Annotated in this window: 11 protein-coding genes and 1 riboswitch; of the genes, 6 read left to right on the top strand and 5 right to left on the bottom strand. The window is 45.6% G+C overall.

Features of this window, described 5'->3' with window-relative positions:
• Positions 1-22: 22 nt before the first annotated feature.
• Complete coding sequence (locus tag ACY2RR_RS21125) at positions 23-745, top strand: class II aldolase/adducin family protein (protein WP_490110173.1); 723 nt, start codon at positions 23-25, stop codon at positions 743-745.
• Here ACY2RR_RS21125 and ACY2RR_RS21130 read toward each other — a convergent pair.
• Positions 742-1,731, bottom strand: a complete 990-nt coding sequence (locus ACY2RR_RS21130; protein ID WP_490110174.1) for a carbon-nitrogen hydrolase family protein — start codon at positions 1,729-1,731, stop codon at positions 742-744. The genes ACY2RR_RS21125 and ACY2RR_RS21130 overlap by 4 nt on opposite strands.
• Positions 1,732-1,835: 104 nt before the next feature.
• On the opposite strand from ACY2RR_RS21130, the gene ACY2RR_RS21135 reads away from it, so the two are divergent.
• The 3 genes from ACY2RR_RS21135 to ACY2RR_RS21145 all read left to right on the top strand — a co-directional run bounded on the left by ACY2RR_RS21135 (position 1,836) and on the right by ACY2RR_RS21145 (position 7,039).
• Positions 1,836-2,900 (top strand): AraC family transcriptional regulator, encoded by a 1,065-nt coding sequence (locus ACY2RR_RS21135; RefSeq protein ID WP_490110175.1) that lies wholly within the window; start codon positions 1,836-1,838, stop codon positions 2,898-2,900.
• A gap of 403 nt (positions 2,901-3,303) precedes the next feature.
• On the top strand, positions 3,304-4,683 hold the full coding sequence (locus tag ACY2RR_RS21140; protein WP_490110176.1) for a hypothetical protein: 1,380 nt from the start codon (positions 3,304-3,306) through the stop codon (positions 4,681-4,683).
• A 430-nt stretch (positions 4,684-5,113) separates the two neighbouring features.
• A complete protein-coding gene (locus ACY2RR_RS21145; RefSeq protein WP_490110177.1) occupies positions 5,114-7,039 on the top strand; it encodes an acyltransferase family protein in 1,926 nt (641 codons plus the stop codon).
• Positions 7,040-7,528: 489 nt separating this feature from the next.
• Here ACY2RR_RS21145 and ACY2RR_RS21150 read toward each other — a convergent pair whose 3' ends face one another.
• Positions 7,529-9,484, bottom strand: a complete 1,956-nt coding sequence (locus ACY2RR_RS21150) for an FAD-dependent oxidoreductase (protein ID WP_490110178.1) — start codon at positions 9,482-9,484, stop codon at positions 7,529-7,531.
• Between the two features lie 12 nt (positions 9,485-9,496).
• Positions 9,497-12,187, bottom strand: coding sequence for a formate dehydrogenase subunit alpha (fdhF, locus tag ACY2RR_RS21155; protein WP_490110179.1), 2,691 nt, complete (start codon positions 12,185-12,187; stop codon positions 9,497-9,499).
• A 320-nt stretch (positions 12,188-12,507) separates the two neighbouring features.
• On the opposite strand from fdhF, the gene ACY2RR_RS21160 reads away from it, so the two are divergent.
• Both ACY2RR_RS21160 and ACY2RR_RS21165 read left to right on the top strand, forming a co-directional pair.
• The gene (locus ACY2RR_RS21160) at positions 12,508-13,005 is read left to right on the top strand and encodes a GNAT family N-acetyltransferase (protein ID WP_490110180.1); all 498 of its coding nucleotides are present in this window, start codon (positions 12,508-12,510) and stop codon (positions 13,003-13,005) included.
• A 21-nt stretch (positions 13,006-13,026) separates the two neighbouring features.
• On the top strand, positions 13,027-13,575 hold the full coding sequence (locus ACY2RR_RS21165; protein WP_490110181.1) for a DUF4269 domain-containing protein: 549 nt from the start codon (positions 13,027-13,029) through the stop codon (positions 13,573-13,575).
• 36 nt (positions 13,576-13,611) lie between these two features.
• Here the strand turns inward: ACY2RR_RS21165 and thiC are convergent, their stop codons facing one another.
• Both thiC and ACY2RR_RS21175 read right to left on the bottom strand, forming a co-directional pair.
• Positions 13,612-15,333, bottom strand: coding sequence for a phosphomethylpyrimidine synthase ThiC (gene thiC / locus ACY2RR_RS21170; protein ID WP_490110182.1), 1,722 nt, complete (start codon positions 15,331-15,333; stop codon positions 13,612-13,614).
• Between the two features lie 133 nt (positions 15,334-15,466).
• Positions 15,467-15,584: riboswitch (TPP riboswitch) on the bottom strand.
• 70 nt (positions 15,585-15,654) lie between these two features.
• Positions 15,655-17,370, bottom strand: a complete 1,716-nt coding sequence (locus ACY2RR_RS21175; protein WP_490110183.1) for a hypothetical protein — start codon at positions 17,368-17,370, stop codon at positions 15,655-15,657.
• Between the last annotated feature and the right edge of the window lie 75 nt (positions 17,371-17,445).

The following is a 17,445-nucleotide window of genomic DNA, read 5'->3' on the forward strand; positions in this document are numbered from 1 at the left end:
GCATCACACGGGAAGATACACTATGACAGAGCAACAACTTCGGCAGGATCTTGCCGCCTGTTACCGTTTGGTTGCTCATTATGGCTGGGATGACCTGGTATTTACCCATATTTCCGCCCGTGTTCCGGGAACTGACAATGAATTCCTGATTAATCCTTTTGGAATGATGTTTGGTGAGATCACCGCCTCAAGCCTGATCAGGATTGATCAGCAGGGAAATAAACTCGATAACAGCCCTTATCCCGTGAACCCGGCAGGTTTTTGTATTCACAGTGCCATTCATCAGGCTCGTAGTGACGCTCACTGTGTTATCCATCTGCACCCTAGTGCAGGCGTGGCTATAGCTGCTCAGAAAAATGGCCTTTTGCCGATCTCCCAGCATTCAATGCTGGTGCTCTCCTCCCTGAGTTACCACGACTATGAAGGTCTGGCGCTGACTTCCGGAGAACAGCCCCGGTTACAGAAAGACCTTGGCGATACCAACAGTATGATTCTGCGTAATCATGGTTTACTGACCTGTGGTGAAACGGTATCTCATGCTTTCTACCACATGTATAACCTGGCAAAAGCCTGTGAAATTCAAATCAAAGCTCAGAGTGCACCTGAGTTGTTGAATATTTCAGGTGAAACTCTGGAAGCTGTTCGCAAACAAACGTCCGTTGTAATGCAGGGAAATCCAGGCAAACTGATTTGGCCGGGATTATTGCGCTTACTGGATAGAGTTAATCCCGGCTATAAAGATTAAGAGTTATTGTTATTCATAGCTCTTCGGGCGGCATCCAACCCCAGCTGGCGCCCTTTTCGGTAATAGTAGGATTTCGACCATAACCTATCGAGATGCCAGCTGAGCTTTAGCATTGCCGGTAATGCGGGAATCCAGAATGATTCTTCTAACTCTTTCACAGGAGTAACTGCTCCCGGTTGGATATCAGCAAGAACAACCCCAGGCCCTTCACAAGCCTGCCTGCTGGCCAAAACCTTTCCGTGAGCATCAATAATCTGCGTGCTGCCAACAAACTCTGAATGGAATGGCATCCCCAGTGTTGTACCCGGAAGACAACTGCTCAGAGTTTCAAAATGGCCACAGTGAGATGCGTGAATAACGGGTACCCCAAGGCGACGAGCTATTTCAACCGGAGCATTTTCAGCCAGATACCTGTTGTAGAGTTTGTTCGGTGCCGTGACTTTTGTCCAAATACTTCCCCAGTTATCCGGCATTGTCCACCAGTGAGAACCTGCCATTAACAGATCAATGTTTCCAAGCAATCTGTTAACTGTCTGGGTTCGAATAAGCTCCCAACATACTGCAGCGCCAACACGGCCAGCTGCTGTTTCAAAATGCCCATCATCATGGCCGGCTGTATAAAAGCCATTTTCCCACATAGTGGGCAGATCTTTGTCATGGGTATGAATGGTTCCATCGGATTCTACAAAGTGATAACGGTTATAAACGTCATCACCATCAGCAATCAGCATAGAGCCACCAATCTGGCATTCATGTTTTTTTGCGAGACTTACCAGAAGGTCAACCGCTTCATTGTTTACCGGTAAAACAGCATCAAAAACCTTTGGATCAAACACAATGCGCGTTGTAAAAAATTCCGGCAGCGCCAACAAGCGAGCACCTTTGGCAATAGCGTCAAGGCAAAGTGATTCCACATGTTCAAGGTTGGCAGATACATTGCCAGCCTTAACATCCAGCTGAATAGCCGCCGCTTTAATAGAACTCATATGATCCCTATTTTCTTATAATATTTTTGTTGTTGGAATATGGTCATGGTATAACCGCAAACGCAGGGAAAGCTTGATAAAAACAGACAGAACTTTGATCTGAAATGACAAAAAGAAATATAGCGCAAGCGATTACAGTTGATGACGAATCTACGATTCTAAGCTCTGCTATTTTACCTCTTATTAAAACCCTTCAGCATCTTAATATTCCGGTTGAACCGCTTCTTGTTGAAGCTAAAATAAACCCTGAATTCTTTCACCAGATGGAACATCGCATTCCGGTAAAGAAAGTAAATACATTATGGGAAGCTGCAGTGCGGGTAACCGACTCTCAAGAGATAGGCCTGCTGGCAGCTGGGAATTTTCACCTTAACCATTTCCACACATACACTTTTACAGTGCAAGCCTGTAACAGTGTGAAAGAGTCCCTTGAACTTATGGCTCGATTCTCAGCAGTGATTGGTACAGGTTTGGAGATTGCGCTGTATGAGGGTGCAACTCAGATGGATATGATCTTTAAGGTGCGAGACCACTATCCCGTCCCTTGTGCAGAATCTATGGATGCTGTCGCAGCCATTACATTCCAGGTCATAACCAATAACCTTGGTCTTGCTTACACAGATATTCTACAAATCCGGTTACCGCGCCCAACACCCAAAGATCCTGAAATCTGGCATCAGGCATTTCCCTGCCCGCTTTACTTCGAATCAAAGAACCTTGAACTCGGCCTTAAAGCTAACGCTATAAATAAGCCGATAGCAACGGCAAACCAGGTTATTGCGAATACCAACAGAGAGCTATTAGACAAATACCTCAAGCAATTGAATCAATGCTTTGTTGGTAAAGTTAAGAATAAGTTGCATGAGTTGTGTTTGAGCGGCAAGGAGTCTCAGGAATCCCTGGCGCTAGCACTTGGTGTCAGCACCAGAAGTCTTCAACGAAAACTGGTTTCTGTGAACTCATCATACAGACGAATTCTTGATGATATAAAAAAAGAACAGGCGATAAACATTCTCAGCCAAACAGCCACTTCTGCGACGGAAATCGCTCATGACCTGGGCTTTTCTGATTCGGCCAGTTTCAGCCGGGCTTTCAAACGCTGGACCGGTGAAAGCCCGTCGAGCTTTCGAAAGAACATTCATCATAAGAAAAAACTTTCCTTTATCTAGCTCCCCATCTAACCATTCAGTTAGCGAATCAATCCAGCATAAAAACTTCACGCCCTTTTTTCAGTCTTAACATTTTTAGGGCCAATGGTATATGTAGATGACTGAAGCCGCTGACAGTAGATCTCAGTCACACTTGAGTCTTTCCTGGAAACCATCTCAGGAAAGAACCTCTGTTGGCTCCCACAGAATGGAGGCAAGAGATGTCAGCACAACCTCAACAACTGATTCTATGTCCCGCTCAAGCTCATTTAATTACCTTTCGGCTGAAGCGCTCCAGGAACCCTCTCAACCCCCATCACTTGGCTGAAGAGGCAGTTTTCGAATCTCCCGAAGAAAAGTAAAAGAGGCATCGCCAGGACAGGCAAGAATTCAACCTCCAACTCTTCTGGAGGAGAATGAATATATGATTCTTTGTCATCTTCTGTACGATCGGTTTTCTGACGAAAAATTCGAAGATATACCGATAGAGACCTTTTACCGGTTCACACAACAAGCTCTTTTTGACCTGAATTATATGAGGGTTCGGGCATTAAAAGCTTTGAAAAAGCTAGGCAAAATTGGCGAAGAATACTGGAGCATTGAAGATGAAAAGTTACAGGGCCAACTCAAAGCCTACCGATGGTTTGAAGAACCTTTTAAGGATTGCCTGGGATATTTTCAACAAGGCAAACATCTCCACATCACTCGAACTGTCAGTAAAAGAATTGGCGAGGAAGCTCTGCCTTTTGAATTGAGAGTCACAACTCGGGATAAACGGATTACATTAATTGAACACTGGAACAAACTGCTCAGATCCATGGAAGAGTGGAGAATTGTTGTGCCGTCAATGGCAGTGCTGCTCGAAAGTTTTGAGCAAGTAAAAAAGCTCGAACAACCGGACCTTAGCCGATACAGCGCTAAACCTGCAATGGAGCCAACTCAGAAACTGGAACAGCTTTCAAGCGACAAAAAAAAGATAAAAGAGGTGTGGCTTGCTATAAAAGAACTCCTCCCCCAAAAAGCCATACCGGCATTCTGGCCAACGGCCCCTTATGTGCAACATTCGGTCTACCTTCCCCATGAGACAAAACCACTTCTTTCCACTCACGACTTAACAAGTTTTCTGCTTCAGGGTGATGAATCCCTTCCAGCCAGAAAGGAGAGTGCCTGGATACCCAAGTCTCCACATAAGGCTGAAGAGAGCTCCGAAAGTGAATACTTTGAAACAGAGAAACGAGCACAGATGCGTGCTCGACAGCTGGAAATAAGAGAGCAGGCAGAGTTTGATCACAGTTGTGGTGCTGATTTAACAATCCCGGTTCTTCGAATGGGCGTTGTAGAACCAAGGTCCACCCGGCACTTTTCCTTTCAACCTGTGGTGACAAATGCCTACAGCTCCAATTGTACTGGGGCACTTAACGAACTCAGCAACCTTACCAGACAAGTACACAGAATAAAGTTGTCATCAATGAATGGCAGAGACCTGACACCTGAACATGTAAATGAAATCTCTTCCTGCATTTCATCGCTGGCTACAAACATGCAGCGCTGGACAAGGTTTGTCCCATCCCTGCTGGAGATCATGGATCAGGTTTACTACACTCCACCTTCATTATTGGAGGGTGGGAAAGTTCTTATAAAAATTCTGAAGGAACCACAGAAGAGCCTCTCTGCAGCCAATGAAAAGCTGACAGCTCTGTTGAGAGACAAAAGGCAAAAAATGGTGCTTCTCCTCAACCATCACCGATGGCTGACACGAAGACAAAGTGAAATACAGACTGTGAAACCTCTACCGATGGTTTAGTCTAAACAGACCAGTCGGACAAGCTCATGTCCAGAACTGTCTGTACCGGAAGGTGTCTTTATTTCAGGCCTGAGGGTTATTTCGCCATCGCCAACACACAGCAAAGCTTCCAGTAGTATTGGTAGCACATCACCACAAAGAGAGCTGAGTCCAGAGCCGGACTTGCCGCCCTCCAAATAAAAAAGGCAGATTCAACTGAACCCGTCCCCTGCGCCTTTAACGTAAACATCCCAATAAAGTTATATACAGCCATAACTTTGTCATTTGGACTGCTATGCCAAACAGTCGAAATTCATAGTCACTCATATTTGCAAGGTTTCTGCCGTAATAAGCTGCAAGTCCGATAAGGAATAGACTCTGACACCTTCTTTATTTCATTAAACACTGTACAATTGGAAATTTTTTACATTGAAAATAATCAGTAAATTTAATGACATCCGCATACTTTCCAAAAAATTTAGAAACAAAATATCGTTCAGACATAGATGGGCTGCGAGCTATTGCAGTGTTGCTAGTAATAATATTCCACTTGGACATAGGTATATTTTCGGGTGGTTTTATTGGAGTCGATGTTTTCTTTGTTATTTCTGGATATTTAATAACATCAAAAATAAATGAACAACTAAAGAGCAATACTTTTTCAATAAAAAGCTTTTATATAGGGCGTTTTCGAAGATTATATCCAGCCTTTTTGTATGTTACAGCAACTGTTTTTATTTTATCTTATTTTTATTTTTCTCCAGAACTTTTTGAAAGAGTGGGCTACTCCAGCTTATCATCCTTATTTTCAGTCTCAAATTTTTTCTTTTGGTTTGAATCAGGGTACTTTGACACTTCATCAACCCTAAAGCCTTTGTTACATACTTGGTCTCTCTCTGTAGAGGAGCAATTCTATATCATATGGCCATTCTTCCTTTTACTCATATATAAGACTGGTACATCAAAGAGAACCATTTTTTTATTTGTAGTAATATTTTTCACCATACTATCTGAGATTTATGTCAGAATTGATCAAAGTGGTTCATATTTATTAACTCCTTTCCGTGTAGGGGAATTCGCGATAGGTGCATTAATTACCACTTATCAATACAGTCTCAAAAAAAACCCATCGTTAATCATGAGTCTTCTCGGACTTACTATGATTATTGCATCAGCCATCTACTTTTCTTCAGAAACACTGTTTCCAGGCATATCTTCTTTACTGCCAACTATAGGCACAGCTTTGTTAATTTTCAGTGGAGATAAAGGAAATGCTGTTTCTTATCTTTACAGCAACCGCATAATGGTCCGCCTTGGCTTAATGTCTTACTCTTTATATTTAGTACATTGGCCAGTCATTGTATTTTATAAACACATAGTAAGTTCCGATATCAACCTCTATTCAGCAGCATATATCATCATTGTGTGTTTACTGTTGTCAACCTTTCTCCATTCTTTTATCGAATCTAAATTTAGACACAAAAACGGCCTATTCAAACTCAACAAGTTCCGCGTAATCTTTGCAGCTGTTTTTTTAACCCTACTATTTGCATCCCTCAATGTTGCCCAAAATAACGGATGGGACTGGAGATTTGAAAAAGAAATATCAAACCTATTAAACATTTCAAAAGACGCACAAAAAGAAAGATTCGATCTAATTCGTTCAAAATGCGAAGATGTAAACTATCCAATTAGGTGTGCAAAATTAAGTACAACAAAGGCAAACATTGTTGTTATTGGTAATAGTCATGCCTTAGATGCATTCAATGCTCTTAGCTACACCTATAAAAACGCAAATATCATTCAGCTGGGCCTGGGGGGATGCCATGCATTTTACAACCCGAAACATATAGAAGAAACAGGCTACATGAAAAAGAGCCGTTGTGTTGAGCACAACAAAAATGCTTTTGATTTCATTAAAAATAACAAAAAAAACATCCACTCAGTTTTCATATCTAACTACTCAGGTAAAGACGGCGCACCTAAGGTTGTAGAAACAGCAAACAAAATACATGAAGAGACGGGCTTGCCTACTATATTATTTGGAGACAGCCTAGTTTTTTGGCCAAAGCCCCTAACTGAAATCATTTCATCACAAAAAAATAAAATCGATGATCGTTTTAAACTTGTAGTAGAAGGTGATTACGATGACACACACAAAACCAATTTGAATAAAAACATTATATTCCTAAGTAAAAGAAAAGCATTTTGCAACCTTGATCAATGCAAGGTCATCTATAAAAGCCACTTAATGACTTATGACCACCACCACCTATCAGTACCGGCAGCGCATGCTCTCGGTGATTATATTAAGAATGCATACCCAAGCTATGAACTTTTCTCCAAAACAACAGGTATACCGAGTATTAAAGACTGATCCAGTTTTACTATCTTAAAAGCATGTAACTGGTTATCACCCGGGTTGATTTTTCGACTCAGTATCATGAAACAAGAGAAATACAACACACACTTTATTTCTGCTTTTCCTAGCAGAAATAAAGTGTTAATTCATTCAAGCACTCTCAACCTATATAAGAAAACCCCATCTACCACTTAGGAGAGTAAATAGTCAAATAGTCGTTTCTCGTCACATTTAATAAAACTTAGAGAACTAAATCCCCCCATAACTCGTGGTTAGCTTCATGTGATAACGTGCCCCCTAAATTCAGAAGTAGAATCTTTTGACCGAGCATATAAGTTTCCATAGAGTAAGCTGAAGAAAAGTACGCTCATAGCTTAAAAATAAGACATAGCTACCACATACAGTAACTGCACTGCATATGATAGCACGACCTATATATCAGTTACTCTCTAAGTACAATCACTACACTAGTGAATTCCTCCGACTGTAATGCTGCATTAACAACTACAAAGCAACAGTCAATACTCGATAACAATGCAAACAGCGAGAAGCTTCCGCCATTGCTTCAGCTCGGGTAAATCCTTTCTCTACCTCTTCGTACGACTGAGTACGTACATCAACAGGCAAGGTATCAAGAGTTTCACGAGACAGTTGAACCACCTTATCCATAGTTTCACTCTGATCATAAAGCTTCAGGTTTTTCATAAACCCATCGAAATAATCATCAAGGGTGAGCTTTGGTTTCTCGCCATGGATAAAGTCGTTGATGCTTTGCGCGGCACGTAAACCACCAGCGGCAGCTGTTACCAGTGCATCCGGGCCAGTTTCACAGTCACCTGCAGAGAAAATCTTGGCAATACTGCTTTGTCGGGTAACAGGGTCTACTGCCAGAGTGTTCCAGTCCGTGGTCTTCACATCGTCTACGCCCATCAGGAATGAGAGATCAACCCGCTGCCCAATAGCGGAAACAATAGTGTCGCACTCAAAGATAAACTCTGAACCAGGAATCGCTTCCGGACGACGGCGGCCGCTGTTATCCGGCTTACCAAGTTTCATGCGCTGACATTCCAGACCAACAACCCTGCCCTCTTCGGCAACCATGCGCAGCGGACTGATCAGGAAGTGGAAGTTCACGCTTTCTTCCTCGGCTTCCTCAATCTCGACAATATCCGCAGGCATTTCCTTGCGGGTACGGCGGTAAAGAATACTCACTTCATCTTTACCCATACGCAGTGCTGTACGCACACAATCGATAGCGACGTTTCCACCACCAATCACCGCGACACGTTTGCCTTCCGGGTAAGGATCGTAGTTTTCATTAATCGCCCGCAGGTACTGAACACCGGGGATATAGCCCTGGTAGTCCTGGTCTTCGCCTTCCACACGCACCGGGCTGCTGTGCCGGGCACCAACCGATACAAAGACAGCGTCGTTATTATTCATCAGGTCAGTGAGCAGAACATCACGTCCAATGCGCACACCATAACGAATCTCAACCCCTAGCTCCTGAATCAGCTCGGCTTCATGACGCAGAACATCACGTGGCAAGCGATAGTCGGGAATACCCACAGCCGCCATACCACCAGGCTCAGACATCATTTCATAGATACAAACCTCGTGGCCTAATTGCCGCAGATGATAGGCACAGCTCAAACCCGCTGGGCCTGCACCGATAATGGCAACACGACCGGTTTTCTCTACCGCAGGAACGGAGCTGCTCAGGCAGGAACAGGCTGGTTCAACACCTTTTTTCAAAGCTTCGTCGGCCACAAAGCGCTTTAGGGATTTAATGGAAACTGCTTCATCCATATTGGCCCGGCGACAACTCTTCTCACAAGGGCGGAAACAGGTGCGCCCAAGCACTCCTGGAAGAGGCAGACGGGAGCGAATCAGCTCCAGGGATTTATCAAACGCCCCTTCCCGAATGTGGTCAATATACTGAGGCACATCCAGATGCAGAGGGCAGGCATCCATGCAGGGCGCCGTGGTTTTGGATTGATACTCAAGGCGATCACTCACCCCATACTTCACCGCATCACGGAAGGCGTCATGGTAGTGTTCCAGCGCATGAAGCAGTGCGACTGGACCTTTTTTACCAATGCCGCAGCGAGACGTTTCAATCACTGTTTCAGCAATGGTCTTCAGGTGTTCAATATCAGCCTGCTCACCTTTGCCCCGGCAGATTTTATCCAGCAGTTCGGTCATAGCCCGGGTTCCACCTGGACAGGGCGAACACTTACCACAAGACTGTTCCGCCAGTGCGGCCATATAGCTGTGGCACAGGCCAACAACATTCGCTTTTCGATCGAGAACAACCAAACCATCCCAGCCGATCATTGCCTTAAGAGGCGCATCGCTGTGGAAATGATCGCGCAGTTGCGGCATATCTGCCGCTGTAGCTTTACCTGAGCGGTTATCAAAAACCTCTTCACCCCAGGAGCTGAAAATTATATTCGTCATCATCGTCTCCTGTTACTGGGCAGCCATTCGATCAACACGTACGGCACAAACCTTGTATTCCGCCGTCATGGTAACCGGATCAAATACACCGTTAGTCAGCCAGTTCGCATTAGACTCACGGAAGTGGAACGACATCCACACCATGCCCGCTGGCACTTCATGGGTCACCCGAGCCTTAACCTTCACCCTGCCCCGGCGGGAGGCCACTTCAATATATTCCCCATCTGCAATACCCATACTGCGGGCATCGTGCAGGGAAATATCCGCAGTCTCTTCGTTCATCAGAGAGTTAATACCTTCACTGTTCCCGGTCTGGGTACGGGTGTGGTAGTGATACAGACGACGGCCAGTGCTTAATACCAACGGATACTCTTCATCAGTCACCTCTGCCGGTGGCCGCCAGTCAATTGCCTTGAACAGGCCTTTGCCACGGGCAAAGTTGCCATCTTTGTGCAGATAGCCTGTACCGGGGTGATCTTCAGTCAAGCAAGGCCATTGCAGGCCATCATTTTCAATGCGTGCGTACTTAATGCCGGCCAGATTCGGGCTGAGATAGGAGATTTCATTGTCCCAGATTTCCCGAGGGCTGCTGGAAGCCCACTCATGACCAAAACGACAGGCTACTTCTTTGAAAATCCACCAGTCATCTCTGGCTACACCCGGTGCAGGAGATACCGCACGTACCCGGTTTACCCGGCGCTCACTGCTGGTGTAAGTGCCCTCTTTCTCACTCCAGGCCGTAGCAGGAAGAATCACATCGGCAAAGCGGGTGGTTTCGTTGGGGAAAATATCTTGAACTACCAGGAATTCCGCAGACGACAGTTCATGCTCAATCTTGTTGATATCAGGCTCGGTATTGGCGACGTTCTCACCAAATACCCACAAACCACGCACTTTCTTTTCTGGCAGGCCATGGAACATTTCCGGCATTTTCAGGCCTTCATGTTCTGGCAGACTTTCAACATTCCAGAACTCGGCGAACCGGCGACGGACATCCGGGTTAGTAACTTTGGCATAACCGGGCAGGACATTAGGGGATGCCGCCATATCACAGGCACCCTGCACATTGTTCTGGCCTCTCAGTGGATTCACACCACCAGAGGATTTACCCATATTGCCCAGCAGCATCTGCAGGTTCGCAACCGACATAACGTTGTCGGTACCACTCACGTGCTCGGTCAAACCAAGGGTGTAGCAAAGCATGGCCGGGCCATGCTCAACCAGCATATGAGCCAGCTTTTCTATATCTGTACTGTTGATGCCACAGATTTCAGCAGCCCACTCAGGTGAGTATTCACGAGCCTTGTCCCACAGGGCATCAAAGTTTTCGCAATGCTGTTCAACAAACTTGCGGTCGTAAAGATTTTCCCGAATCAATACATTCATCAGTGCGTTGAGCAAGACAACATCCGTACCCGGCTTAAGCTGCAAATGCATATCGGCGAATTCCACCAGCTTATGGCGGCGGGGATCAATCACCACCAGCTTGGCACCTTTCATTACCGCATTTTTCAGGAAAGTGGCGGCTACAGGGTGAGCCTCGGTCATGTTTGAACCGATAACCAGGAACATGCTGGCTTTTTCAAACTCCTCGAAGGAGTTGGTCATGGCGCCAGAACCAAATGAAGTTGCCAGACCGGCAACGGTGGGGGCGTGTCATGTTCGTGCGCAGTGGTCTATGTTGTTCGTTCGGAACACACTGCGGAACAACTTCTGCATCTGGTAGTTATCTTCGTTCACACTGCGTGCGCAGCTGATACCTGCAACGGAATCGGAACCAGATTCGGTAATAAACTGCCCAAATTTTTCGGCAATCAAATCCAGAGCTTCATCCCAGCCTGCTTCCCGGAATTCACCGTTTTCCTTAATCAAAGGCGTGGTTAAACGATCTTTGTGATAAATAAAGTCGTAACCGAAACGGCCTTTCACACAAGTCCTGCCTTTGTTGGGAGCACCTTCTTCGACACCGGTGACCCGAACGATTTTATCATCCCGAACATGGAGCCAGAGTTGGCAACCTACACCACAGTAAGGGCAGGTTGTACGCACTTTCTTTTCATCCCGCACTTTACCGATGAACTGGGCTTTACGTTCTTCCAAAGCACCCGTTGGGCAGGACTGCACACATTCACCGCAGAATACACAGTCGGAATCCTGCAAAGTCTGGTTGTCACCAGCAAAGATTTTCGGGCGACCATCTTCATGACCAAAGCGAAGCACACCGTTTGCCTGAATTTCATTACAGGCTTTCACACAACGGCCACAATGAATACATTTGGAGGAGTCCCGCAGTATCAAAGCATTGTCGTCTTCAACTTCAGAACGCTTACCGGTTTGCGGTAGAAGACGGCTGTCTGCCTTATATTCTACCGCCAGATCCTGGAGTTCACAGCTGCCGTTGCTGTTACACAAAATGCAGTGGTGATCTCCGGAGGAGAGCAGAAGTTCCAGAATCCCCTTCCGGGCAGCGACTACCCGCTCAGAATGGGTTTGAATAACCATGCCTTCACTGGCTGGGGTGTTGCATGAAGTGACCAACATGTTGGCCCCCTCGGCCTCCACCAGACAAATGCGGCATGCACCTGTAGGGGTGGCGTCTTTTAAATGACAAAGGGTAGGTATATTTATGTCATTAGCGCGGGCGACATCCAGCACGGTGTCTCCCTCACTAAAGGTATAGTGTTGATTATTTATGGTGATCATCAGGCGACCTGTTCGTTTCTGATTCTGCCCTTGCAGGTCGGACAACTGCCGTATCAGTCTTGCCTCTGCTCGACTGACTCTGCCATCGGATGGCTGAACGCTGGTAGGACTTCAGAGACTAACTGCAACACGTCACAAGACTATGCGTTAAATCAACGGATGTTCACTCTTTTAGAACACGCTAACCAAGAAAAACTTACTCCCCATGCCCACTCATGATTGAATTGCCAGTGATTATTCAGATTATGATGTTCAGCAGTGATCAGGATTGGGGAAACATTTACTATCCAGTGATTGATTAACCTTTTACTGCCATTGCCATGAATTACGCCATAAGAAAAATACAAATCAGTGATATCCCGGGCTTTCATCAGGCTCTTTCTTCTGTCGCGGATGAACGGAAGTTTCTGTGCACCACCGAAGCACCATCACTGGAAAGTGCAACTGAGTTTATTAAAAAGAACATCGAGAATAACTACCCGCAATATGTTGTTGAGGCTGACAATAAAATAGTTGGCTGGGCCGATATTCTGCCCCGGTGTGGTTATTCCTCTACCGCCCATGTTGGCACTTTGGGTATGGGTATTATTGATGGTTACCGAGGCAAGGGGATTGGTGACACCCTGCTCTATAAAGTAATCGAAGCTGCCTGGGCACAGAGAATGACTCGGCTGGAACTTGATGTCTTTGCCGATAATGAACGCGCCATTCACCTCTACAAAAAGCATGGTTACGAAATTGAAGGGGTAAAGAAGTATGCCCGCTATATTGATGGCAAATATCAGGACATCATTATGATGGCGCAATATCGGGTTTGAGGCTCTGCTTTAGTAGTTTTGATGATGATTGAGAACAGTTCAAAGAGTGAGCGCGCCAAAAAGGCCATTACTGATAGTGGCATTCTGGAGAAACTCTCGACTTACACTCCGGAAGTTGTAAGCACCATACTGGTTGGTCTGGACACCGATACAAGTGACATTGATATCATTTGTTCCTACACAAATGCTGTGGAGTTCTCCAAGCATCTGAAGGAACTGATTTCAGAATTCGAAGCTCCCTACATTTGTTCAAATAATGAGCGAACAGTTGCTAACTTCTACTTCAAAGATTTTGAATTTGAAATCTACGGCACGTCTCTGGCAATAAAATCTCAGGCAGGATATCGCCATTACAAAATTATGGAGCGATTAGTTGAGGTTGGTGGTACACAATTCCAACAATGCATTACAGCATTAAAACGAAGCGGATTGAAAACTGAGCCAGCAATTTGCGAGTTGTTATCTATCAGCGGCAACCCTTATATAGAAATTCTTCAGTTAGAAAGCTGGCCCAAGGAAAAACTAGCAAACCATGTTTTCAATCACCTTTCCAAACAACAGGAGGTGTAATACACCGCCTGTTGTAAATGACAAAACGCCTTAGCATCAGCTTTCAGCACTTTCCTTTTCACTCAACTCCCTTACCTCCCGGGTCATCCGCATCGGGCAGAAATCCGGGCCACACATAGAGCAAAACTCGGACTCTTTGGCACCATCCTGCGGCAGGGTTTCATCGTGGTAGGCTTTGGCCGTTTCCGGATCAAGAGCAAGGTTAAACTGATCTTCCCAGCGAAATTCAAAACGCGCTTTTGATAGCGCATCATCACGAACTCTTGCACCTGGGTGTCCTTTGGCCAGGTCTGCACCATGAGCAGCAATTTTGTAGGTGATCAACCCTTCTTTAACATCATCCCGGTTTGGCAGCCCCAAATGCTCTTTGGGGGTTACGTAACAGAGCAAAGCGCAGCCATACCAGCCAATCATTGCCGCACCCACGCCAGAAGTGATGTGATCATAACCAGGAGCAATATCCGTAATCAGCGGACCCAAGGTATAAAAAGGCGCTTCATGGCAGCATTCAAGCTGCAATTCCATATTTTCTTTAATCATATGCATTGGCACATGACCGGGGCCTTCAATCATTACCTGCACATCGTATTCCCAGGCAACTTTTGTCAGCTCTCCTAAAGTTCTCAGCTCACCAAACTGAGCTTCGTCGTTAGCATCCGCTGTACAACCCGGACGTAAGCCATCACCTAAAGAGAAACTGACATCATAGGCCTGCATAATTTCGCAGATTTCCCGAAAATGGGTGTAAAGGAAATTCTCTTGATTATGAATCTCACACCACTGAGCCAGTATGCCTCCACCACGGGACACAATACCGGTTACCCGGTTAGCGGTTTTGGCAGCATGCTCCCGAAGTACACCGGCGTGAATAGTAAAATAATCCACGCCCTGCTCCGCCTGTTCTATCAAGGTATCCCGCATCACTTCCCAGCTCAGGTCTTTGATTTTGCCCTTCACTTTTTCCAGAGCCTGATAGATAGGAACGGTACCAATTGGTACCGGAGAGTTGCGGATAATCCACTCCCGGGTTTCATGGATATTGTTACCGGTAGATAGATCCATCACCGTGTCGCCTCCCCAACGGGTCGACCACAGCAGCTTTTCCACCTCTTCCTCAATCGAAGAAGTGATTGGAGAGTTGCCGATATTAGCGTTGATCTTCACCAGAAAATTCCGGCCAATAATCATCGGTTCAGATTCCGGGTGATTGATGTTGGCAGGAATAATGGCTCGCCCTTCCGCCACTTCTTTGCGAACGAACTCAGGGGTGATGGCATCACCATCAGTTCGCCCCATACTCTCCCGTATTGCGATATATTCCATTTCAGGAGTAATAATTCCCTGACGGGCGTAATACATCTGCGAAACATTTTTACCAGACTTGGCCTTTCGAGGTGTTTTCAGGTTGGTGAAACGTACTTCCTCAAGACGAAGGTCATTCTCACGGGAACGGGCAAAAGAAGATGAGCGATTATCCAGTAATTCAGTATCACCCCGCTCCTCAATCCATTGCTTGCGAAAAGGTGCCAGACCTTCTCTCAGGTTATGGTTAAAATCGGGCTCAGTATAAGGCCCCGACGTATCGTAAACCCTGACCGGTTCATTAGGCTGGCCGCCAAACCGTTCCGGGCTATTGGATAGAGAAATTTCCCGCATTCCGACACGAATATCTGGCCGACTGCCAGTGACATGAACTTTCTTTGAAGAGGGAAACGGACGACAGGCGTCTTTAAGAAGGTGATCCGGGTTGCAAGCCATGGAAGCAGTTCCTGTTTATATTCTTGAAAAATGGACACTGCTTGCCGGATTGTAGAAGACGGCAGACTCAAAACTAAAAAACATAACTCAAAAGCAAAACAGCTAACGTAAATAGCCATATGCAGAAGAGTCGTGTCTGCCGATCCTTGTTCCCTTCGCAGGTTCTAACCTGATCAGGTTCTACGGATTTCCCATTAAAAATGGAATCTCAGCCTGCAAACACAAAGTTGCAGGCACTCCGACAAGTAACGGATCTCAGTATAAGTGCCTATGCTGCTTTACAGCAATTGATCCTCATGAAAAGTCAACAAAACCAGATTGTTACTTTTTGCTGCTTTTCGATGTTGAGGGGCTGGCACTACCCACTGCCTTAAAGTTTTTAACCTTCAAGCGCACAATAAACTCTTCTGGCTCTTTTTCAGCTGCAGCAACTGCACCTTCACGGGGAACAGGAATTGTCGCAACCAGAAAACGCCTTCCATGACCATTAGAACGGATATGGGTTTGTGAGTCGGTCGATTTGAATTCAGTAGAACTTCTGCGGCAATGAGCAGGATCATCATGAAACGCCTCAACAATAATATCGGCATCCGGGGCCTGCCCGACTTTCTGCTGATCATTGGCCTGCCAGCCAAATTCTACATAGATATTGTCATCATCCCGGTACACAGATGTATGACAACTCACGCCGCAGAGACTACGCCAGGAAACATCTTCTTCCCCGGTTCTTGGTAAAACATCCGCATTGTGAATGTGGAGGAAAACCTCATTGGACTTACTCTGACTGGAGAGATAGTTCATGCCGCTAACCGTTCTGAAACAGTTTCCAACATTTGAATTACTCAAACTTTGAGAAAGCTCTTTCATTGGAGTGTTATCACCCGCGTTTTTGGTAGCTTTCGCAGCCTGCTTCATTGCACCACTAATCGCTTCTCTAGCGGCATTAAAAACAGGAATTCCACTTCGCTTTCGCATAGGTGGCGCTGTACGAGCAGATTTTTCGTTCTGTTCCTGCAGAGTTCTTGCCTGAGCTTCGTACTCTCGCTGAAGCATCACATGTGTTTGGTTTTTCTCTTGCAACTCAGAGATAGTGCTTCTTAACTCTTCCTCTTTTGCTTTAGCTTTTAACTTGGCTCTCAGTAATTCCGATGTAAGCTCTCGCTGCCATTTGCTCTGCTGCTCATAGGATTCTGCCGCAAACGACATGACATCGTGCATATAGTCAATCTCTTTTGATGTTGTTGCACCTTTCAGCATTTCGGGTATGCACTGGTCATCATGGAAACCACTTTCACCTTCCAGACGCCCTTTACTACAGCTTGTACACGTTCTTCCTTTCGAGCAATTACCGGCTTTTTTATGGTCGTTATAGGTATTCGCAGGAACAGCTTTCTTACAACCCCGGCAAACAATAGGGCGATATGGGCAAACATTAAGATGATTATCTGGATCAGCATTAGGAACAGCCTTGGAAGCTCCCTCCAATACATTCAATCCCATTTCTTCCCAGTAAAAATCTACTGCGTAAGTTTTAACGTCACTCTCGGTTAGGTTATCAGTGGGGTATTCTTTTTTGGCTTCTGCACGGCGCTTTTCTTCATAACTCTGAAGCTGACCCAAAGACACATTCTCGGTACAGCTCTCATGTAAGGGACAGTGAATTTTTATACTGGAGAACAATTCACTATCTCCCCGTAAGTATTGCTTTTCAGGCTCTCCTGGCAGTTTGCAGCGGGAAAGACACACTTTTGGTTTGGCCTTTAGATAATTATCCATGCACGGTTCACACAATCGATGGGCATCTTGACCGCAAACAGTGACTGGTCGATAAAGAATTTCCAAACAGAGTGGGCACTTCCTGCCTTCAAGTGCGGTCATGAAAGCACCGGCGTCAACCGGATCAACCGCATAGCCTAGATAACTGAAACTACCGGTGGGTTTGCCCTGATATCGTTCTTCCGCATCACCGGCAAGACACCGAGACCGTGCACTTTTTGCAGGAAAAGAATACATGTGAGCTGGGGCATTACTGGCCATGACAACATCCTTTAATTTTGTTGAAGACCAGTTTTTAGAGCTTCTGGCTGAAACTTAATTCAGAACCAGCTTAGA

It is taken from the genome of Parendozoicomonas sp. 2304DJ65-17, assembly GCF_058148445.1.